Origin of the sequence: Streptomyces sp. KL116D, from assembly GCF_030766975.1 — a bacterium.
Lineage (GTDB): Bacteria > Actinomycetota > Actinomycetes > Streptomycetales > Streptomycetaceae > Streptomyces > Streptomyces longispororuber_A.
The window spans coordinates 15,594-36,592 of record NZ_JASERH010000148.1 but is presented as its reverse complement, the minus strand read 5'-3'; the positions used below and the strand labels follow the sequence as shown (position 1 = coordinate 36,592).

The following is a 20,999-nucleotide window of genomic DNA, read 5'->3' as shown; positions in this document are numbered from 1 at the left end:
GGTTTCGATCAGGTGACCTGACGTCGAACCCGGACCGCACCACGGCCCGGTGCGACAGTGGACCCATGGCCAACGACGACGAACACCGACACCACCGCCGTCCCCTACGGCACACCACAGGCCCCCCGCATCGCCGTCCGCGGCGAAGCCCACCTCGAAGCCGAACCCGAACTCGCCCGCATCGGCATCACCGTCACCGCCCGCGGCACCGACCGCCGCACCGCCCTCGACGACCTCACCCACCGCAACACGACCGCCCTGAATCTGGTGAGAGTCCTACGGCGAAGCCGTGGAGAAACTCGAAACCGGCACCTTCTCCATCACCCCCCGAACTCACCAAACACGGCCGCGGCGAGCGCTATCCGCACCTACCACGGCCGCGTCCACATCACCGCCGAACTCACCGACTTCACCGCACTCGGCGAACTCACCACCCGCCTGGCCGACCTCGACCTCACCCGCGTCGACGGCCCCTGGTGGTCCCTGCGCCCCACCCCGCCCATCCACGCCCAGGCGCGGCAGCAAGCCGTCCGCGAAGCCGTCCAGCGCGCCCGCGAATGCGCCGACGCCCTCGGCACCACCCTTGCCGCCCTCGTCGAACTCGCCGACATCGGCGCCGAAGGCCGCGTCGCCCGCTTCGACCGTGCCATGGTCCCCACCTCCGCCGCCTTCGCCGGCCCCGTCGACGACACCCCCGCCGAACTCGACCTCGAACCCGGACGGCAACACGTCCACGCGGCCGTCAACGCCCGCTTCACCCCTCCACCCGCCCACGCTGTGACACCGACCTGTGAGCAACGCATTACCCTCGGAAATCGCTCATCAGAGCACCCCGCCGCGCAAATTCAAAACTTGGCGGCCGTTGTCAATAACCCTTCACGCAAAGGTGGTTGAGTAGTCATACCCATCCAATTCTCTACCCACCGGTAGGGCCTAGGCTCGAAGCATGCGCCGAGCAAAGATCGTCTGTACTTTGGGCCCCGCCACCGACTCGTACGAGCAGATCAAGGCACTCGTAGAAGCCGGAATGGACGTAGCCCGCTTCAACCTCAGCCACGGCACCTACGCCGAACACGAGGAGCGCTACCAGCGCGTGCGAAAGGCCTCCGACGAGACCGGCCGCAGCGTCGGCATCCTCGCCGATCTTCAAGGCCCGAAGATCCGACTCCCGGCCGCTTCAGCGAAGGCCCCGTACTCCTTGAACGCGGCGACGGGTTCACCATCAGCGTCGAAGACGGCATCAGGCGACCGCCAGACCTGCGGAACGACCTACAGCGGCCTTCGCCGACGACGTCACCCCCGGCGAACGCATCCTCGTCGACGACGGCAAAGTGAGCCTCGAAGTCACCGGCGTCGACGGCCCCCGCGTCCGCACCAGAAGTCGTCGAAGGCGGCATGGTCTCCGACCTACAGGGCCTCAACCTCCCCGGCGTCGCCGTCTCCGTCGCACTCTCCGACAAGGACGGGAGGCCGACCTCCGCTGGGCCCCTGCGCACCGGAGCCAGACATCATCGCGCTCTCCTTCGTACGCAGCGGCCGCGACATCGAGGACGTCCACCGCATCATGACCGGAAGGCCGCCACCTCCCCGTCATCGCCAAGGTGGAAAAGCCCCAGGCCGTCGACAACATCGAACATCGTCGCCGCATTCGACGGCATCATGGTCGCCCGCGGCGACCTCGGCGTCAATGCCACTCGAACAAGTCCCGATCGTGCAGAAGCGCGCCATCAAACTCGCCAAACGCAATGCGAAGCCCGTCATCGTCGCCACACAAATGCTCGACTCGATGATCGACAACTCGCGACCCACGAGGGCCGAAGCCAGCGACGTCGCCAACGCCGTCATCGACGGCACCGACGCCGTCATGCTCTCCGGCGAGACCAGCGTCGGCAAATGCCCCGTCGAAACCGTCGCCACGATGGCCCGCATCGTCGAAGCCGCCGAAGAAGACATCCTCGCCAAGGGCCTCCCGCCCCTGACCGAACGCAACAAACCCCGCACCCCAGGGCGGCGCCCGTCGCATTCCGCGCCGCCGCCGAAATGGGCGACTTCCTCGGCGCCAAGTTCCTCGTCGCCTTCGCAGTCCGGCGACACCGTCAAGCGCCTCTCCGCTACCGCTCCCCGATCCCCCTGCTCCTTCACCCCGGTCCCCGCCACCGCTCCCAGCTCAACCTCACCTGGGGCGTCGAGACCTTCCTCGGCCCCCACGTGGACTCCACCGACGCGATGGTCTCCCAGGTCGACGAGCAACTCCTCAAGATCGGCCGCTGCAAGAAGGGCGACATCGTCGTCATCACCGCCGGCTCCCGCCCGGCGTCACCGGCTCCACCAACCTCGTCCGCGTCCACCGCATCGGCGAGGACGACACGAAAGTAGACACTTCCAGTACGCAGTTGAGGCCGCACCCGAAGAACCACAGGTGCGGCCCCTGCACTGAGTCACGATCGCGAAATTCGGATCCGGCTTGTCCACGACGGCAGAGCAACTTCTGCAACAACGACACATCACCCTCGACCCCGATGTCAACCCCTTCCCGCAACAAGGCCAACAACTGCGCCTTGGTCATGGTGAAGCGTGCCCCCGGCACCCGGATCGCCCTCGGCATCACTCCGATACGTCAAGCACACCGTTCTGCACCGTCCAGGTACGATACACCACACCGAGCGCCGGAAAACGCCAGTCCATCGCGATCCGCAGATCCCACGCCTTCCGGACCATTGATCCGGATGGCCACCGAATCGATGAGCTGATCCACGCTCAACGCCGTCATCATCGTCGGACTCACCGTCGACGACTCACCCCGCCGCACGCCACTCCGTCGGCTCCAGAGCACCCGTGAGATAGAAGTTTCGCCACGGCGTTCTCCGTCACATACCCCAACCTCGTGTACACCCGGGCCAGTTCGGACTTCGCCGCCCGATGCCCCGGATCGGCGGACACGACATGGTTCAGCAACGTCGCCGCGAACCGCAGATCCCACCTCCCGCGCGAACGCCCTCGCCTTCGCCACCGTCGCCGACCGCCCACCCATCGCCTTCACGTACCGCTTCGCCTCATCGACCGGAGGATGCTCCCAGAGATGAGCGGGATTCGCGTCGAACCACCCCATGTACCGCTGATAGATCCCCTTCACGTTGTGACTCAGCGACCCGTAGTACCCACGGTTCGCCCACCCCCTCCAGCGCGGGCGGCAACTCGATCTCCTCCGCGATCTCCCGACCCGTCATCCCCAGATTGATCATCCGCAACGTCTGGTCATGCATGTACGCGTACAAGTCCCGCTGCTGCGTCGGCAGTTCGGTGATCTCGTCCCCCGCCCCACGTCGGCCAGTGATGCGAAGCGAACGCCACGTCGACACGGCCACCGAACAACCCGATCGACTCGTCCAGATAGTGCGCCCACTCACGAGCGTCCCCGCACCTGCGCACCCCGCAGCGTGATGACGTTGTGCATCGTGTGCGTCGCGTTCTCCGCCATGCACACCGCCCGCAGATCCGGAAGAGGGAAGTTCATCTCCGCCGGAGCCTCCGTCCCCGGCGTCATCTGGAACTCGATCCGCACCCCGTCGAACGTCTCGACCTGCCCGGTCCGCGTGATGCTCCTGGTCGGCGCGATCAGCCCTACCGTCCCCAGCGACAGTTCTGACCCAGACCGCAACCCACCTGCCCCTTCGCCGACTTGGGCAGATGCGCGCCGTACATGTACCCGGAACGCCGCGTCATCGCCGTCACCGGCATACACGTTCTCCGACACCGCGTGCTCCAGGAACCCCTCCGGCGCCACCACGGGGACGTCCCCGGCCCCGTCCGGCAGCGCACGCCGTACGCGCCGCCGAAGTGGTCGACGTGCGGATGCGTGTAGATCAGCGCCGTGACCTTCTTGCCGGCGGCGTCGCGATGGTCCCGGTACAGCTTCCAGCGCGGCGGCGGCCGTCTCGGCGGAGAATCAGCGGGTCGATGACGATGAGGCCGGTGTCGCCCTCCACGATCGTCATGTTCGAGAGATCGAGCCCGCGGACCTGGTAGATCCGGTCGGTGACCTTGTACAGCCTGCTTGCGCACGAGCTGGGACTGCCGCCACAGGCTTTTTGTCGACCGTGCCGGGCGCGTCCTGCTGAGGAAGTCGTACGCGTCGTTGTCCCAGACCACCTTGCCGGCGGCGTTCTTCACCACGCCGGGCGTGAGGGCGGCGATGAAGCCCCGGTCGGCGTTGGTGAAGTCCACGTCATCGGCCTCGGCGGTGGCCTCGCCGCCGAGCCCGGCAGCGGGGCTCACCGCGACGGCAGCGGCGGCGGCACCGGCCGCTGCCGCGATGAAATGGCGCCGGTTGATCGGGCTCATGCGTACCTCTTCGCTTCGGGCGACGGGGGTGGGTGTGATCCCGAAGATCGTCCGAGGGCGACAGGCCGGTCAAGGCTTCCCGGGGGATTTGGGGCAGGTCCCTGGGAGGTGGGGGCGGGGCGCTGTGACGGGTCACATTGCGCGGGTCAGTGCCCTAGGGCCTACGTGGGTGTCCATGAGGGCCACGGCTTCTTTGCGGGCGATGGAGATGTTCTGGCGGTTCGCCTGCTTCCAGGCGACGCCCGAGCTTGTCGAGGGTATCGGTGAAGAGGCCGGTGATGTCGGCGGACAGGTTGGTGAAGAAGTACCGCGGGTACTCGTAGCGTTTCCGCTCGCCGAGGACCAGGCGGGTGGTCCAGTTCGTGATGCGGCAGCCGTCAGGTGGACGAGACCCCCGAATGAACTCCCACGGGTGAGCATCGACGATCTCCTGTTGCCAGGGTTCGAGCGCGATCTTGCGGTCGTGCGTGCTTACCGTGGCCGTGCTGGGGGAAGAAGCACGGCCAGTGATTGCTGTAGCAGGTCACGTACTGGCAGCCCTGGCGCTGTACCCGGAAGACCTTGTTGGCCGGGCGTACTGCCTGTATGGCTGCGGCGCGTGCGTCGATCAGACCGGGCCACGCGTCGGCGCAGGCGATGCGGAGGAAGTATGCCCGCGCCGGAGGTGGCTGATGCAGCCATCACCGAGGTAGAGGCCGAGGAGTACGGGAGTACGCGGCCGAGTCCTCCGGGGCACGCGGCGCCCGTCGCATCTGGGGCACGGGCTGGCCCGGTGCCGGCCGAGCGGTTCGACGCTGACCTGCCAGGACCGGATCGTGGCCCGCGAGATTCCGGTCTCCTTGCTGACTGAGTTCAGGCTGCGTCCCTGTTCCACCAGCGCCAGTGCTCGCTTGCGTGTGCTCACGTCGTACATGCGGGCAGCCTGTGAGATCGGTCGCTCCGACACGCAGCAAAAAGCGGATGTTCACGAGAACGTGAGCATCCGCTTGGGATCAAGAGCCTTCGAATCGAAGGAAAAGTGCTCAGGTGGGACTTGAACCCACACTGGATCGTGTTTGAGACGATGGCCTCTGCCGATTGGGCTACCGGAGCTCCTGCGAATCGAAGGAGCGCCCCGACCCGCTGCTCATCCACCTTACCGCAGCTAGGTAGGCTCTTGGAGCAGTACCCCCGCCCTGCTCAACCAAGGAGCGCCCCCGTGACCGCCCCCGAGTCGCCCCAGCCCGTTGACGCCGTCGACGACGACAAGTCGCACGTGCCTCCGCTGACGACCCGTGTCGTCATCGCCGAGGACGAGGCCCTGATCCGCCTCGATCTCAAAGAGATGCTCGAGGAAGAGGGCTACACCGTCGTGGGCGAGGCCGGTGACGGTGAGCAGGCCATCGAGCTGGCCCGTGAGCACAAGCCGGACCTCGTGATCCTCGATGTGAAGATGCCGAAGATGGACGGGATCAGCGCGGCGGAGAAGATCGCCGAGAGTCGATCGCTCGGTGCTGATGCTGACCGCGTTCTCGCAGCGTGATCTGGTGGAGCGGGCGCGTGACGCCGGCGCCATGGCGTATCTGGTGAAGCCGTTCAGCAAGAGTGACGTGGTGCCCGCGATCGAGATGGCGGTGTCGCGGTTCACGGAGTTGAAGACGCTGGAGAAGGAGGTCGCGGACCTCACGCAGCGGCTGGAGACGCGGAAGCTGGTGGACCGGGCGAAGTCGATTCTGCAGACGGAGTACGGGCTGACGGAGCCGGCGGCGTTCCGGTGGATTCAGAAGACGTCGATGGACCGGCGGCTTTCGATGCAGCAGGTGGCCGAGGCGGTCATCGAGGATGCTGCGGAGAAGAAGGCGGCGAAGGGCTGACCTTCTGCCCCTGTGCGGCCGTGTGTGGCCGTGTGTGGCCGTGTACGACGATGAGGCCCGCGCCCCGGTTGGGGGTGCGGGCCTCAGTCGTGAGCGGAGGAGAGGGGCTCGGTCCTCGCCGAGGTAGGCCTTGCGCACGGATTCGTCGTGGAGGAGGTCCTGGCCGGTGCCGGACAGGACGATGGAGCCGACTTCCATGACGTGTCCCTGGTCGGCCAGGGAGAGTGCGGCCTGGGCGTTCTGTTCGACGAGGAGGATCGTCGTGCCCTGGGCCTTGAGTTCGGCGATGGTGGCCATGATCTTCTGCATCATGATGGGGGAGAGGCCCATGGAGGGCTCGTCCAGCATGAGGAGTTTGGGCTGGGACATGAGGGCCCGGCCCATGGCGAGCATCTGCTGTTCGCCGCCGGAGAGGGTGCCTGCGGCCTGTTTCCTGCGTTCGCCCAGGATGGGGGAAGAGGTCGTAGGCGCGCTGCATGTCCTTCTCGATGCCTGCCGAGTCCTTGCGGAGGAAGGCGCCGAGCTGGAGGTTCTCGGCGATGGACAGGCGGGGGAAGATCCTGCGGCCTTCGGGGGAGTGGGCGAGGCCCATGGCGACGATCTTGTGGGCGGGGACGCCGTTCAGTGGCTGGCCGTTGAACATGATCTTGCCGCTGAGGGGTTTCAGGGAGTCCGGAGAGGGTGCGCAGGGTGGTCGTCTTGCCGGCGCCGTTGGTGCCGATGAGGGTGACGACCTGGCCTTCTTCGACGCTGAAGGAGATGCCCTTGACGGCTTCGATCTTGCCGTAGGCGACCTGAGGTCTTCGACCTCGAGGAGTGCGGTCACTGGTCGTTCCCTTCCGAGGAGCCTTCTGCGGCGTGGACTTCGGCCGCTTCGACCTCTTGGGGCGCGGCGTCCTCGGGGGCGCCTTCGAAGGGGAGTGCCGAGGTAGGCGGCGATGACGCGTTCGTCGCCCTGGACGACGTCGCTGGTCCCTTCCACGAGCTTTTCGCCCTGGACCAGTACGGCTACGCGGTCGCAGAGGTTGAAGATGAAGCGCATGTCGTGCTCGATGACGAGGACGGCGATGCCCTTGTCGCGGATGGCGAAGACGAGCTCCTCCGTCGCGCGGGTCTCCTGGGGGTTCATGCCCGGCGGTCGGCTCGTCGAGGAGGAGGAGGCCCGGGTTCGCTGGCGAGGGCGCGGGCGATCTCCAGCTTGCGCTGCTCTCCGTAGGGGAGGCTGCGGGCGAGGTGGTCGCGTTTGTGGGCGAGGCCGATGAACTCCAGGAGTTCCATGGCGCGTTCCTCGGAGGCGGCTTCGGCGCTTCTTGAAGCCGGGGCCGCGCAGGAGGAGCGGACCAGAGGCCTTCCTTGGTGCGGGGTGTGGCGGCCGACGAGGACGTTCTCCAGAACGGTCATGTTGGCGAAGAGCCGGATGTTCTGGAAGGTGCGGGCCATGCCTGCCTGGGTGACCAGGTGGGGGTTTGGGCGGGAGGACGGATCCCTTGTAGGAGACCTTGCCCCTCGGTGGGGATGTAGAGGCCGGTGAGGCAGTTGAAGAAGGTGGTCTTTCCTGCGCCGTTGGGTCCGATGAGGGCCGACGATCTCGCCTTCGGAGACGGTGAGGTCGACGGAGCGGACTGCGGTGAGGCCGCCGAAGCGCATGGTGACGCCGCTGGCTTCGAGGACGGTGTTGGTCATGGTGGTCACGCCCCTGCCTTGGTCGCCTTGGTGGCGCCGATGGTGCCTTCGGGCAGGCTCTGTTGTTCGGGGATGTCGAGTTGGCCGGTCTCGTGGAATTCGAGTTGGCGGCGGCGGTTGGCGATGATGCCTTCGGGGCGGAAGCGCATGAGGAGGATGAGGGGCGATGCCGAAGGCGAGGAGCTCGTAGTTCTTGAGGAAGCTGAGCTTCTCGGGGATGAGGTAGAGCAGGCTGGCGCCGAGGAGTGGTCCGCTGACGGGTGCCCATGCCGCCGAGGACGACCGCGGCGAGCAGGAACGCGGAGTTGGGCGGTGCGGCGCCGGCGAACTGGTAGGGGGTGGGGACGACGGGTAGCTGACGTGGGCGCTGACGGTGCCGGCGAGTCCGGCGAGTGCGGCGCCGAGGGCGAAGGCGACGAGCTGACGCGGAAGCCGTTGATGCCCATGGCGGTGGCGGCGGTCTCGTCCTCGCGGATGGCGACCCAGGAGCGGGCCGATGCGGGAGTCGGCGGCGCGGGTGAAGACGAGGACGACGATGGCCGTGAAGACCAGCATCAGCAGGAAGTAGTTGGCGAACCGGCCGAGGGTGAAGCCGGCGATGACGTGGGGTTCGCCGAGGTTGAATCCGAGGATTTCGAGGTCGGGGATGTTGGCGATGCCGTTGGGGCCGTTGGTGATGTCGGGTCCGGAGGAGCCGTCGAGGTTGTTGACGGCGATGCGGAAGATCTCTCCGAAGCCGAGGGTGACGATGGCCAGGTAGTCGCCGCGCAGTCGCAGGGTGGGGTGCGCCGATGAGGACGCCGAAGATGAGTGAGGCGGCCATGCCGACGAGTACGGCTCCCAGAAGGGGAGTTGGGTGCCGGAGAAGCGGGAGTACTCGGATCCGGAGACGAGTGCGGCCGCGTAGGCGCCGACGCCGAGGAAGGCGACGTAGCCGAGGTCGAGGAGGCCGGTGAGGCCGACGACGATGTTCAGGCCGAGGGCGACGGTGGCGAAGATGAGGATGTTGACGCCGATGTTGGCGTTGTGGTCCTCGGACTGGGTGAAGGGGAAGACGGCCGCGGCGAGGAAGGCCATGGAGGTGGCGAATCACTTGTGGCGGGCGTTGAGGGCGGAGAACCGGTCGGTGAGTCCGGCGGCGAGGACGGCCCAGGTGGCGAAGAGGACGAGCAGCATGAAGCCGCTGAAAGGTCTCGCCGTATTCGTCGTCGGGGGTGCCGATGCCGTAGGTGAAGACGATGAGGCCGAGGGGCGAGGCAGAGGGTGATGATGATGCGTTCGGCCCAGGCGGGGGACTTCGTGGGCGGCCGGGATGTCGTCGGCCTTGGCGAAGTAGGACTTCCAGGTGTCTCCGGGGCGAGGGAGTGCGAGTGCGCCGAGGGACGGGGAGGAGAGGCTGGCTATGGCTGCGACGTAGCCGCCTGGTTCGAGTTGGCGAGGCCGCCGAGCTCGATGGTGATGGCGAGGACCGTGTACCAGGTGACGGCGAAGGCGGCCAGGGCCATCAGGAAGACGGGGCCGCCTGCGCGGGCGAGGGTTGAGCCAGCGCAGTCCTCGTACGTTCCAGAGGGTGAGGGCGTAGAGGAGGGTGAGGATGCCGCCGGTGAGGGTGAGGAGCTGGAGGCCTGCGGGGTAGCCGGTGACGGTGAGGTCGCCGGGGGAATTCGCTGGTCCAGGTCCAGAGCGAGCATGGTGCTGGCCATGGTGGCGACGGCGCCGACGGCGATGAGGATGCGGGCGGCGCCTGCGGGGAGGCGGGATGACCGGGGTGCAACGGGCGCCCTGGGGGGCGCCGGTCGTTTTCGTGGTGTCGGTCATCGTGGTCACGCCCTGTCCGCGACGCGTTCGCCGAGTGAGGCCTTGTGGCCTGAAGAGGGAGGACGAGGATGAGCAGGATGAAGGCCCAGACGGAGGCCCAGCCCTGGCCGCCGAACTGGTCCATGCCGGGGATGTCGGCGATGCAGGCGGTGGCGAGGCCTTCGGCGAGGCCGAGGACGAGGCCGCCGAGCATGGCGCCGTAGATGTTGCCGATGCCGCCGAGGACGGCGGCGGTGAAGACCTGAGTCCGGCGACGAAGCCCATGTCGTAGGTGACGGAGCCGACGCGGGAAGCCGTAGGCGACGCCGGCGACGGCGGCGAAAAAGCCGCCGATGGCGAAGGCGATCACGATGATGCGGTTGGTGTCGATGCCCATGAGCTGGGCGGTGTCCGGGTCCTGTGCGGTGGCCACGCATGGCGCGTCCGGTGCGGGAGGTGCGGACGAAGAAGGCGAGGGAGGCCATGCAGACGGGGGCGGCGATGAGGACGAACAGTTCACCGGACTGGATCTTGGGTTGTCGGTGATGTCAGAAGGCGCCGCCGGGCAGGGTGGGAAGACGCGGGGGTTCTCGGCGTCCCGGGGTACCAGTTGAAGACGGCCTGCTGGAGTGCGAGGGAGAGGCCGATGGCGGTGATGAGGGGTGCTAGGCGTGGTGCGCCTCTCGAGTGGTCGGTAGGCGAACCGTTCCGCTCCCACGGCGATGAGGACGGCGACGAGTCCGCCGCCGATCAGCATGAGGGGAGGGCAATCCACATGGATATGCCGTCGGGCAGGATGAGATAGGTGGTGAGGCGCCGAAGCCGCCCGTCATGAAGATCTCGCCGTGGGCGAAGTTGATGAGCTGGACGATGCCGTACACCATCGTGTAGCCGATGGCGATGAGCCCGTACATCGAGCCGAGGATCAGCCCGTTGGCCAGCTGTTGCGGCAGAGTGTGCACCGCATGGCCTCCATGTGGGTGCGGAGAGTGACTGGGGGTAGAGTAGGGCCGCGCGGTGACGGGTCGTCGTGGCCGCGCGGCCCTGGGCGGTGCTCGGTTCATGCGGTGCTGCTGTGTGGCGTCAGCCGGATCTTGACGGACTTCCACTCGCCCTTGGTGGCCTGGTACAGGGTGAGGGTCTTGTTCTTGGTGTCGCCGTACTCGTCGAAGCCGACGGGGCCTGCGATGCCTTCGAAGCTGATCTTCTGGACCTCGTCGACGACCTTCTGGCGGGCGTCGGCGGGGGACGCTTTCCGTCCTTCACGACGTTGCCGATGGCGTGATGATGGCGGTGGCGGCGTCGTAGGAGTAGCCGCCGTAGGTGCCGTAGTCGCCCTTGTAGCCACCGGACTTGTACTTGTCGATGAATTCCTTGGCGGCCGGCAGGGTGTCGACCGGGACGCCGACGGAGGTGACGAGGTCGCCCTCGGCGGCCTTGCCGGCGGTCTTGATGTAGGTCGGGGGTGAACATGCCGTCGCCGCCCATGAGCGGGATCTTGGCCCCGGCGTCCTTGAGCTGCTTGGTGAGGACCTGCGACTCGTCGTACTGGCCGCCGTAGTAGAGCAGTTCGGCGCCGGAGTTCTTGACCTGGTGACGAGGGTCGCGAGTCCTTGTCGCCCACGTTGACGTGGTCGGTGCCGACGACCTTGCCGCCCGCTTCCTTGTACTTCTTGGCGAAGATGCCGGCGAGGCCGGCGCCGTAGGTCTGCTTGTCGTCGACGACGAAGACCTTCTTCTTCTTGAGGGTCTTGTAGACGTAGTCGGCGGAGAAGCCGCCCTGTACCTCATCGGTGATGGCGGTACGGAAGTAGGTCTTGAAGGGGCGGGTCTTGTCGCCGGAGACCCAGTTCTGCCCTGCGTGAGCTCGGGGGCCGTGTTGGACGGCGAGATCTCGACGAGGTTCGCGGCGGCGAAGACCTTCTGCATGGTCTGGGCGACACCGGAGTTGAGGGGCCGACGACGCCGAGGACGTCCTTGTTGGCGACCAGTTCCGAGGCGTTCTGCTGGCCGGTCGGCGGCAGGGCCTTGTCGTCGAGGGCCTTGACCTTGAAGGTGACGCCGGGGACGAGCTTCTTGTCGTTGGCGTCCTTCACGGCGACTCGACGCCGGACTTGATGCCGAGGCCGGTGGCGGAGTTCTGGCCGGTGAGGGGCGCGTCGACGCCGATCACGACGGTGGTGTTGCCCCCGCCCTTGTCGCCGTCACTGCCCGTTGTCGTCGCGCGATCCGCAGGCGGTGAGCGTGAGTGCTCCGGTGGTGAAGCACGGTCGTGAGTATGAGCAGAGAACGGTGTCGCACGATCATTCCTCTCCGGCGCGGCTTCCGGGATCGGAAGCCGTGAGTCTCGCCGAGGCCGTACTGGGTGGTACAGGGGCCGTGCAATGAACGCGCCCGGCGGCGCGGTGACTGGCCGTGACTATAAGCGCAGGTGGGGGAGTGGGGGACCGGTGGAGGTGCAGGCTGTGACGCTCTTGTTATGCCGGGGGCGAGTTCGGGTGGGTGCAGTGTGGGCGAATGGGACTTATGTGGACGGCAACCAGTTGTTCACATACCGAGAACTCCCAGTTCCGCTAAGCGAACTTGAATTGATCTTGATCCCTTACGGGGCGCGCGCGGGGGCGCCGCGCGCCGGGGTGTGTGATGGGGATTTGGGGGCGCGCGCGATGGCGTGAGGCTTGCATTGCTTCATTGCGACAGAGGTAACTGAGTGTTACCGCCATAGAGATCGGCCGGAGGGTCCCGGCGGCGGCGGCGGGAGTGCCGGGGCGGCATCGCCGGGCCGGTTACGCGCAGGAAGGCGAGCAGGTCGCGGCTGAGCGGGTCGCCGAAGACGAAGCTGTGCTGCTGCTGTGCCCGCGTGGTTGCGCAGGGTCAGTTCCAGGCGCGGCTGGTCGAGGTCGCGGGGGAGTCCCGGGGCAGTGGTAGACGGAGAGCCAGAGCGACGAGGAACCGGGGGCTCGCCCGCCTTCACTGTCAGTGGCAGCCGCGGTGTGGTGGAGGCTCCCAATTCGGGGGATCCAGGCGTCCAGTTGGCGCAGGGTCACCAGGCTGCTCAGCTGACCCGCGGACGGTGAACCGGAACGTTCCGTTCTCCATGCCGGGACCGTCGTAGTCCAGCAGCGTCGCGTCGGCGGGCGGCGGCGACGGCGCGGGGGTCGGCCGAGGTGGGGGCGCAGCAGGAGCAGGACGGCCACGGCGGCGGCGACCGCCGCGAGCAGCAGAGGCGGTGCGGCGCCTGCGCGCGGGCAGCGCGGCCCAACGCTCGATGCAGGCGTGGGGAGTCGGCGCCGATCACGTCGGCCGGGGGCGGGAGTCGGCGCCGGTCACGTCGGCCGGGGGTGGGGAGTCGGCGCCTGGTCGCGTCGGCCGAGGGCGGGGGAGTCGTCGCCGGGGTCGTACTCTCCACGGGCCCGATGCCGGTCATGCTCGACGGTAAGCCGGAGCGCCGCCGTCCGCCAACGGTCGGGCGATCACGTGAGTTGGGCAGGCCCCTCTGGTGGGTCGGGGCGCGGCGCGGTGCAATACACGCGTCCCGCGAGTGAACTCACCGCGCCCCCTGGGCACGATGGTGAGATCCCCCGGCAAGAGACGGCGCCGCGTCCGCGGCCTGGCCGTGGTGTGCGCGCTGACGGCGGCCCTGGCCGCCCCCTCGGCGTACGCCGCCCAACCCCCGCAGCCGCACGCCGGGTTGACGGTGACGGGCCAGGGAGACGCAGCCCGTCTTCTCCCGCGCCGACGCCGTCTACCAGCAGGTCGACATCCGCACGGAGGTCGACAGTGACAGCGACGGCACGCGCGACACCGTACGGATGCGGATCCTGCGCCCGAAGGGAGACGGACACGGCGGGCCTGAAGGTCGCCACGATCGTCGAGGCCAGCCCGTACTGGGCGGGCGGCAACGACGTCCCCAACCACGGCGTCGACCTCGACGAGGACGGACTGCCCGCGAAGCGCCGACGGGCCGCGGGCAAACCGGGATTGACCGGCCCCGCGGTCGCGTACTCGGGCTACTACGACAACTACTTCCTGCCCCGTGGCTACGCCGTGACCCAGGTCGACAGCCTCGGCACCGGCGGGTCCACCGGCTGCCCGACCTCCGGCGGCCGCAACGAGACGCTGGGCGCGAAGGCCGCGATCGACTGGCTGAACGGCCGCGCGCGGGCTGGGACCTCGACGGCCGTCCCGTCGAGGCCGGCTGGATCCACCGGCAACGCCGCGATGATGGGCATCTCCTACAACGGCACCCTGCCGACGGCCGTCGCCAGTACGGAGTCGAGGGCCTCAAGGCGATCAGTAGCCGATCTCCGGGATCTCCTCCTGGTACGACTACTACCGTGCGAACGGCGGCGTCGTCGCCCCCGGCACGTTCCAGGGCGAGGACACCGACGTGCCCTCGCCAAGTATGTGTACTCGCGCGCCGACCGGGAGGTCTGCAGCCCGTCCTGAGCCGGCCTGGGCGCGACCAGGACCGGGTGACTGGTGACTGGATCCCCGTACTGGGCCGAGCGCGACTACCTCAGGAACGTCCGGAAGATCAAGGCGGGCGTCTTCGTCGTGCACGGGCTCAGCGACTGGAACGTGAAGACCAAGAACGCGGGCCAGTTGTGGGAGGCGCTCAAGAAGAACCACGTCCCGCGCAAGCTGTGGCTGCACCAGGCCGGGCACACCAACCCGATGCCGCTGCGCATGGAGGAGTGGCTGCGCCAGGTCCACCACTGGTTCGACCACTACCTCTACGGCATCGACAACGGCATCACGAAGGAACCCCCAAGTCGACGTCGAGCAGGCCGACTTCAGCTGGCGTCAGCAGCGGGACTGGCCCGCCCCCGGCACCCGGGACACGACGCTGCGGCTGCGCGCCGACGGCTCCCTCGGCCGCTCCGCGGGCCCGGCCACCGTGCAGTCGCTGACCGACGCGGAGCCGCATCCCCCGCCGAGCAGCTCGTGACGTCACCGGACGCGGCGAACGGACCGGCTCGCGTACACGACCGGGCCTCGACCGTGACGTACGGCTCAACCGGAGTGCCCGAGGTCGACGATGCGTTCGTCACTCTCGGTACGTCGCCCTACGTGACGGCAGCTGCTCGTCGACTGCGGAAAGGACACCCGCGACGTCCGGGACGGTCACCGACACCACGCAGCAGGTCTGCTGACGGCGAGCGTGCCCGGACTGCCCGGCGAGACCGGCTGCGCCTACCGGACGAGGCACGCCACGCAGAGCGCGGACTTCAAGATCGTGACGCGGGGCTGGCTCGACGCCCGCAACCGCGACTCGTACGCGCGCCAGAGCAAGGTCGTCGAGGGCCGGGAGGTACCGGCTGCGCTGGGACCTGCAGCCGCAGGACTACGTCTTCAAGGCCGGGCACCGGCTCGGCCTGGTGCTGATCTCGACCGACTACGACTACACCCTGCGGTACCCGGCGGGCACGACGATGACCGTGCGCGCCGGGGCCGGCTCGGTGACGCTGCCGACGGCGCCCGCCACGCGGTAGGCGCCGCAGGGCTGCCGACGGAGGCAGGTCAGACGGGCCGTGCGAGACCCGTCTGTCCTGCTCGTCGGTGATGACGACCTCGCGCGTCGCCGTGGAGCGGCCGCGGTGCACGGGTGTCGCCACGCCCGTGACCAGGCCGGAGCGGGCGCGCGCGGGTGGTGCGATGCGAGTTCAGGTCGACGCCGACGGCGATCTTTGCCGGAGGCCCGCCGTGCAGCATCGAGCCGACCGAGCCGGGGGTCTCGGCGAGGACGGCGGAGGAACGCCGCCGTGCAGCAGGCCGTACCGCGGCTGCGTGTTGCCCTCGACGGGCATCGTGCCGACCACGCGGTCGGCCGAGGCCTCCCTTGATCTCGATGCCCATCCGGGTGCCGAGGTGCCCGGCGGAGAACAGGGGCGGGCAGGTCGACGCCGAGCGCCGCGTACTCGTCGATGACCTCTTGCGGGAGCTTCACGTGGTTCTGCTCGCCCATGGGGGGGCCGGCTCCGTCCGTCGTGCCTGCGTGCGGGAGGTAGACAACTGGCTGAGCAAACGCTCAGTCGGTCCTCGGTGATTGCAGGCGGACGACCACGGACTTGCTCGCGGTGTTGCTGGCGGTGTCCGCGGTGGCGTCGAGCGGCACCAGGACGTTGGTCTCCGGGTAGTACGCCGCCGCGCAGCCGCGGGCCGTCGGGTAGTGCACGACGCGGAAGCCGGGCGCGCGCCGCTCGACGCCGGGTCGCTCCCGCTCGCTGACCAGATCCACGTACGACCCTCGGCCGGGGACAGGTCCTGCGGCGTCCTCGGCGTTTCGCAGGACGACCCGCCGGCCGTTCTGATCCCGCGGTAGCGATCGTCAGAGCCGTAGATCGTGGTGTTGTACTGGTCGTGCGAGCGCAGCGTCTGCAGCAGCAGCCGGCCTCGGGCAGCCGCGGGTACTCGGCCGGGGCGGCCGCGAAGTTGGCCTTGCCGGTGGCGGTCGGGAAGCGGCGCTCGTCGCGCGGGGCGTGCAGCAGAGGCGAAACCGCCGGACGTGGTTCGCGACGCGCGTGTCGAGTCCTCGAAGCCGGGAGATGACGCGGGCGATGCGGTCGCGGATCGTCGCGTAGTCCTTCTCAGAACTCCTCCCACGCGTGCGGGGGTCCGCCGGCGAGGGTGCGGCGGGCCAGGCGGGCCACGATGGCGGGCTCAGGACAGGGAAGGTGCTTGCTCGCGGGGTCGAGGCGGCCGCGGAGCGCGTGCACCACGCCCATGGAGTCCTCGCTGACCGTCACGAACTGCTCGCCGCTGCCTGAGGTCGCGCCTCGGCGGTGCGGCCGAGGGTGGGCGAGGATCAGAGGCGCGAGCGCCGGTGACGGCGTGCGAGCGGTTCAGCTTCGTCGACACGTGGACGGTGAGGCGGGCCCGGCGCATGGCCGCCTCGGTGACCTCGGTGTCGGGGAAGCGGCCACGAAGTTGCCGCCCATGGCGAAAGAAGACCTTCGCCTCGCCGTCGCGCAGCGCGCGGATGGCGCGGACGACGTCGAAAGCCGTGCTCGCGCGGGCGGGACGAAACCCGAACTCCACTTCTCCAGGGCGTCCAGGAACGCCGGGGCAGGGGCGCTCGAAGATGCCCATGGTGCGGTCGCCCCTGCACGTTCGAGTGGCCGCGCACCGGGCAGACGCCCGCGCCCGAGCGGCCGATGCTTTGCTCGCAGCAGCAGGAAGTTGACCACTTGCGGATCGTGTCGGCACCCGAGTGCTTGTGCTGGGTGAGGCCCATCGCCCAGCACACGACGGTGCGCTTGGAGGCGAGCACCATCTCCAGGGTCCGCTCGATGTCGGCGCGGGACAGGCCGGTCGCCGTCAGCGTCTCGTCCCAGTCGGCGCCCGCGCGGCAGCGGCGAACTCCTCGAAGCCATGAGGTGTGTCTCGGCGATGAACGCGTCGTCGGTGGCGCCCCGTCTCGAGGACCAGCTTGTTCCAGGAGGCGGAAGAGGGCCTGGTCGCCGCCGAGCCCGGATCTGCAGGAACAGGTCGGTGAGCGAGGCGCCCTTGGTGAGGCCCTTCGGCGTCTGCGGGTTCTTGAACTTCTCAGGCCCGCCTCCGGCGGCGGGTTCACCGAGATGATCCGCGCGCCGCCCGCCTTCGCCTTCTCCAGGGCGGAGAGCATCCGCGGATGGTTCGTGCCCAGGGTTCTGCCCGGCGACGATGATCAGGGATCCGCGCTTGTACAGGTCCTCCAGGAGGACGCTGCCCTTGCCGATGCCGATGGTCTCCGTCAGCGCCGAACCGGACGACTCGTGGCACATGTTCGAACAGTCCGGCAGGTTGTTCGTGCCGAACTCGCGGGCGAACAGCTGGTAGAGGAACGCCGCCTCGTTACTGGTCCGGCCCGAGCGTGTAGAAGACCGACTCGTCGGGGAGGAGAAGCGCGTCGAGCTCCTCGCCGATGATGTCGAAGGCGCGCTCCCACGGCACCGGCTCGTAGTGCGTGGCGCCCTCGGCCAGGTACACTGGGGTGGGTGAGCCGGCCCTGCTGGCCCAGCCAGTACGCCGAGCGCGATCGCGAGATCGGGCGACCGGGTGGGCGGCGAAGAACTCCGGGGTCACCCGGCGCAGCGTGGCCTCCTCGGCGACCGCCTTCGCCCCGTTCTCGCAGAACTCCGCCGCGTGCCGGGTGCTCCAGCTCAGGGCCAGAGCGGCAGCGGGCAGTCGAAGCCGTCCTTCTGGTTGACCCTCAGCAGTGTCAGCGCGGTGCGCTTCACGCCCATCTGCTCACTGAGATCTGAGAGTGCTGACGGCCCGGCAGCCCAGCGGCGTGGTGCTGCGGCGCCGCGACCTGCGGCGCGTCCTGGACCGGGTCTGACGCGGGCGGCTTGCTGGCCATGTCGTGCTCCCCCTTCGAGCGGTCCTGCGAGCGTGCTGCGAGGTACGTGCTCCGATCCTCGCACGGGGTCCGACGGCGCCGCCGCCCTGGTCGGGGTGGGCGCACTGTCAGTGGGGCGTGGCGGGATCGGGGAGCGTGGCAGAAAGCAGCAACGGCGAAGAGCAACCGCGACGAAAGGCGACGGGCGGCAGTGCAGGTGGGCGCCCCGGCTGATGCTCATGGACGGGCACTCGCTGGCGTACCGCGCGTTCTTCGCGCTGCCCGCGGAGAACTTCACGACGGCGGCGGGGCCAGCCGACGAGCGCGATCTATGGTTTCGCGTCGATGCTGGCTGAACACCCCGCGACGAGTCGCCCACGCACTTCGCGGTGGCGTTCGACGTGTCCCGCAAGACGTAGCGCTCCGAGGGGTTCGCCGAGTACAAGGCGAGACCGGTCGACGACGCCCGACGAGTTCAAAGGGGGCAGGTCGAGCTCGATCGGCGAGCTGCTCGATCGACGATGCACGCGCGCTTCGCCGTCGACGGCTTCGAGGCGGACGACGTCATCGTCACGCTCGCCGCGCAGGCCGAGGCCGGGGGCTTCGAGGTCTCATCGTCACCGGTGACCGCGACTCCTTCCAGCTGGTCACGGAGAGCGTGACAGGTGCTGTGCCCGACCCAAAGGGCGTCTCCGAGCTGACCCGGTTCACGCCGGAGAAGGTCCGAGAGAAGTACGACCTGACGAAACCAGCGCCCGGACTTCGCGGCGCTGCGCGGCGACCCGTCGGACAACCTCCCGGGCATCCCTGGCGTCGGCGAGAAGACGGCCGCGAAGTGGATCAACCAGTTCGGTTCGTTCGCCGAGCTGGTCGAGCGCGCCGACGAGGTCAAGGGCAAGGCCGGGCGAACCTGCAGGGGAGCACCTGGAGGCCGTCAAGCTCAACCGCCGGCTCACCGAGATCGTGCGCGACGTCGAGAGCTGCCGAAAGGGCGTCGGCGACCTGGGGCGGCGGGCGTACGACCGCACCACGATCGCGATGGTCCTGGACACCCTGGAGATCCGGAACCCGTCGCTGCGCGAGCGCCTGTTCGCCGTCGACCCGGGCGCGGAGGAGGCCGAGCAGGCGCCGGCCGGGCCCGGCGTGGGCTGGACGGAAAGGTCCTCGGCACCCGGCGAGGTCGCCCGTGGCTGACCAGGCACGCCGGAGCCGTCCTGGGTGCTCGCGACGGTCGACACCTGGTCGCTGGGCATCGGGCACGGTCAGCGAGATCGCGCTCGCCGCCGCGGGGGGAGGCCGCCTGGTTCGACCCGTCGACGCTGGACGGAGGCCGACGAGAGGCGTTCGCCGCCTGGCTCGCCGACGCGAAGAAGCCGAAGGTCCTGCACAACGCCAGGGCGTCATGCGGGTGCTTCGCCGAGCACGGCTGGAGCGTCGAGGGCATCACCATGGACACGGCGCTCGCCGCGTACCTGGTCGAGCCCGGCCGCGCGCTCAGCTTCGCCCTCGATGCGCTGTCCCTGGGTACCTGGGCCGCGAGCTCGCCCCGGCCGGCGCGGCCGACGGACAGCTGGCCTTCGGCACGGACGAGGACGACCGGAGCCGGGGCCGACGCGCTCATGGTGCCAGGCCCGCGCCATCCTCGACCTGGGCGAGGCGTTCGGCGAGCGACTGAAGGAGGTCGGCGCGCGGACCTCCTCAGGACATCGAGCTGCCCACGTCCGCGCTCTCGCCGCGCCTGGGCGGCACGGCATCGCGGCCGACCGCGCCCATCTGGAGGCCATGGAGCAGATGTTCGCGGGCGCCGTCCAGCGAGGCGGTGAAGGCGCACGCCTCCGTGGGCCGACAGTTCAACCTCGGCTCCCAAGCAGCTCCAGGAGGTGCTGTTCGGCGAGCTGGACCTGCCCAGACGAAAGAAGACGAAGACCGGGTACACGACGGACGCGGACGCGCTGGCCTGGCTGGCGACGCGGACGGACCACGAGCTGCCGGTGATCATGCTGCGCCACCGCGAGCAGGCGAAGCTGCGCGTCACGGTCGAGGGCCTGATCAAGACGATCGCCGCCGACGGCCGCATCCACACCACGTTCAACCAGACGGTGGCGGCGACCGGCCGCCTCTCGTCGACCGACCCGAACCTGCAGAACATCCCCGGTCCGCACGGACGAGGGCCGCGCGATCCGCCGCGGCTTCGTGGTCGGCGAGGGCTTCGAGTCGCTGATGACGGCCGACTACAGCCAGATCGAGGCTGCGCGTGATGGCGCACCTGTCCGAGGACGCGGGCCTCATCGAGGCGTTCACCTCCGGCGAGGACCTGCACACACGGTCGCCTCGCAGGTGTTCGGCGTGGGCAAGCTCCGCGGTCGACGCGGAGATGCGCCGCAAGATCAAGGCGATGTCGTACGGCCTGGCCTACGGACTGTCCCGGCCTTCGGCCTCTCGCAGCAGCTGAACATCGAGGCGGGCTGAGGCGCAGTGCGCTGATGGACACGTACTTCCCGAGCGGTTCGGCGGGGTCGCGACTACCTGCACGGCGGGTCGTCGACGAGGCCCGCGCCACCGGGTACACGGGAGACGATGCTCGGCCGCCGCCGCTATCTGCCCGACCTGAACTCGGACAACCGGCAGCGGCGCGAGGATGGCCGAGCGGATGGCGCTGAACGCGCCGATCCAGGAGCACGGCCGCGGACATCGTGAAGATCGCGATGCTGAACGTGGACAAGGCGCTCGCAGGAGGCGGGGCTGACGTCCCGGCTGCTGCTCAGGTCCACGACGAGATCGTGCTGGAGGTGGCGCCCGGAGGAGGCCGCGGCGCTGGAGGAGCTGGTGCGCCGGGAGATGGCCGACGCGGTCGACCCTCCGGGCGCCGCTGGATGTCTCGGTGGGCGTGCGGCGCGGACTGGGAGTCCGCGGCCCCACTAGTCCTCGGGCTGGTCGCGCGTGTGGTCCTCCGCGGGTGCGTGGGGGCTTCTCGCGCAGTTCCCCGCGCCCCTGGGAGATGC

Annotated in this window: 8 protein-coding genes, 1 tRNA gene and 12 pseudogenes; 8 read left to right on the top strand and 13 right to left on the bottom strand. The window is 68.9% G+C overall.

Annotated elements, in window-relative coordinates; all coding sequences use genetic code 11:
- The first annotated feature begins 57 nt into the window (after positions 1–57).
- Together RBJ77_RS58420 and pyk are read left to right on the top strand one after the other, a co-directional pair.
- Positions 58–894, top strand: coding sequence for an SIMPL domain-containing protein (locus RBJ77_RS58420; protein ID WP_372352373.1), 837 nt, complete (start codon positions 58–60; stop codon positions 892–894).
- 52 nt (positions 895–946) lie between these two features.
- Positions 947–2,369, top strand: a pseudogene (gene pyk / locus RBJ77_RS58415) (pyruvate kinase); the annotation flags it as partial.
- Between the two features lie 67 nt (positions 2,370–2,436).
- Here the strand turns inward: pyk and RBJ77_RS58410 are convergent.
- The 3 genes and pseudogenes from RBJ77_RS58410 to RBJ77_RS58400 all read right to left on the bottom strand — a co-directional run.
- A pseudogene (locus tag RBJ77_RS58410) lies at positions 2,437–4,341 on the bottom strand (alkyl/aryl-sulfatase); the annotation flags it as partial.
- 132 nt (positions 4,342–4,473) lie between these two features.
- Positions 4,474–5,254, bottom strand: a pseudogene (locus RBJ77_RS58405) (transcriptional regulator).
- A 106-nt stretch (positions 5,255–5,360) separates the two neighbouring features.
- Positions 5,361–5,433: transfer RNA gene (locus tag RBJ77_RS58400), tRNA-Leu, on the bottom strand.
- A gap of 106 nt (positions 5,434–5,539) precedes the next feature.
- Here RBJ77_RS58400 and RBJ77_RS58395 point away from each other — a divergent pair.
- Positions 5,540–6,194 (top strand): annotated as a pseudogene (locus RBJ77_RS58395) (ANTAR domain-containing response regulator).
- A gap of 111 nt (positions 6,195–6,305) precedes the next feature.
- Here the strand turns inward: RBJ77_RS58395 and RBJ77_RS58390 are convergent.
- The 8 genes and pseudogenes from RBJ77_RS58390 to RBJ77_RS58355 form a co-directional block, all read right to left on the bottom strand.
- Positions 6,306–7,020: pseudogene (locus RBJ77_RS58390) on the bottom strand (ABC transporter ATP-binding protein); the annotation flags it as partial.
- A gap of 126 nt (positions 7,021–7,146) precedes the next feature.
- Positions 7,147–7,236: pseudogene (locus RBJ77_RS58385) on the bottom strand (ABC transporter ATP-binding protein); the annotation flags it as partial.
- An 83-nt stretch (positions 7,237–7,319) separates the two neighbouring features.
- A complete protein-coding gene (locus RBJ77_RS58380; protein WP_372352381.1) occupies positions 7,320–7,595 on the bottom strand; it encodes a hypothetical protein in 276 nt (91 codons plus the stop codon).
- A complete protein-coding gene (locus RBJ77_RS58375; protein ID WP_372352380.1) occupies positions 7,592–7,768 on the bottom strand; it encodes an ATP-binding cassette domain-containing protein in 177 nt (58 codons plus the stop codon). The genes RBJ77_RS58380 and RBJ77_RS58375 overlap by 4 nt, the downstream gene beginning before the upstream one ends.
- A 532-nt stretch (positions 7,769–8,300) precedes the next feature.
- A pseudogene (locus RBJ77_RS58370) lies at positions 8,301–8,954 on the bottom strand (hypothetical protein); the annotation flags it as partial.
- A 427-nt stretch (positions 8,955–9,381) separates the two neighbouring features.
- Entirely contained in the window at positions 9,382–10,071 is a 690-nt protein-coding gene (locus RBJ77_RS58365; RefSeq protein WP_372352379.1) for a hypothetical protein, read from the bottom strand.
- A gap of 268 nt (positions 10,072–10,339) precedes the next feature.
- Positions 10,340–10,738 carry a hypothetical protein gene (locus RBJ77_RS58360; protein ID WP_372352372.1) on the bottom strand — a complete coding sequence of 133 codons (399 nt, stop codon included), beginning with the start codon at positions 10,736–10,738 and terminating at the stop codon, positions 10,340–10,342.
- Positions 10,735–11,981 (bottom strand): annotated as a pseudogene (locus tag RBJ77_RS58355) (branched-chain amino acid ABC transporter substrate-binding protein). The gene RBJ77_RS58360 and the pseudogene RBJ77_RS58355 overlap by 4 nt, the downstream one beginning before the upstream one ends.
- 969 nt (positions 11,982–12,950) lie before the next feature.
- On the opposite strand from RBJ77_RS58355, the pseudogene RBJ77_RS58350 reads away from it, so the two are divergent.
- From RBJ77_RS58350 to RBJ77_RS58335, 4 genes and pseudogenes are all read left to right on the top strand, one after another.
- Positions 12,951–13,898, top strand: a pseudogene (locus RBJ77_RS58350) (CocE/NonD family hydrolase); the annotation flags it as partial.
- Between the two features lie 79 nt (positions 13,899–13,977).
- Positions 13,978–14,160 carry a hypothetical protein gene (locus RBJ77_RS58345; RefSeq protein ID WP_372352378.1) on the top strand — a complete coding sequence of 61 codons (183 nt, stop codon included), beginning with the start codon at positions 13,978–13,980 and terminating at the stop codon, positions 14,158–14,160.
- On the top strand, positions 14,157–15,062 hold the full coding sequence (locus tag RBJ77_RS58340; protein ID WP_372352371.1) for a CocE/NonD family hydrolase: 906 nt from the start codon (positions 14,157–14,159) through the stop codon (positions 15,060–15,062). Before RBJ77_RS58345 ends, RBJ77_RS58340 begins: the two co-directional genes overlap by 4 nt.
- Positions 14,996–15,169: a CocE/NonD family hydrolase C-terminal non-catalytic domain-containing protein gene (locus tag RBJ77_RS58335; protein ID WP_372352377.1), complete on the top strand. Its 174-nt coding sequence runs from the start codon at positions 14,996–14,998 to the stop codon at positions 15,167–15,169. The genes RBJ77_RS58340 and RBJ77_RS58335 overlap by 67 nt, the downstream gene beginning before the upstream one ends.
- 14 nt (positions 15,170–15,183) lie before the next feature.
- On the opposite strand, the pseudogene RBJ77_RS58330 reads toward RBJ77_RS58335, so the two are convergent.
- Positions 15,184–15,642, bottom strand: a pseudogene (locus tag RBJ77_RS58330) (PaaI family thioesterase); the annotation flags it as partial.
- 63 nt (positions 15,643–15,705) lie between these two features.
- A pseudogene (locus RBJ77_RS58325) lies at positions 15,706–18,018 on the bottom strand (FdhF/YdeP family oxidoreductase).
- Positions 18,019–18,143: 125 nt separating this feature from the next.
- Between RBJ77_RS58325 and polA the strand changes: the two are divergent.
- Positions 18,144–20,912 (top strand): annotated as a pseudogene (polA, locus tag RBJ77_RS58320) (DNA polymerase I); the annotation flags it as partial.
- Between the last annotated feature and the right edge of the window lie 87 nt (positions 20,913–20,999).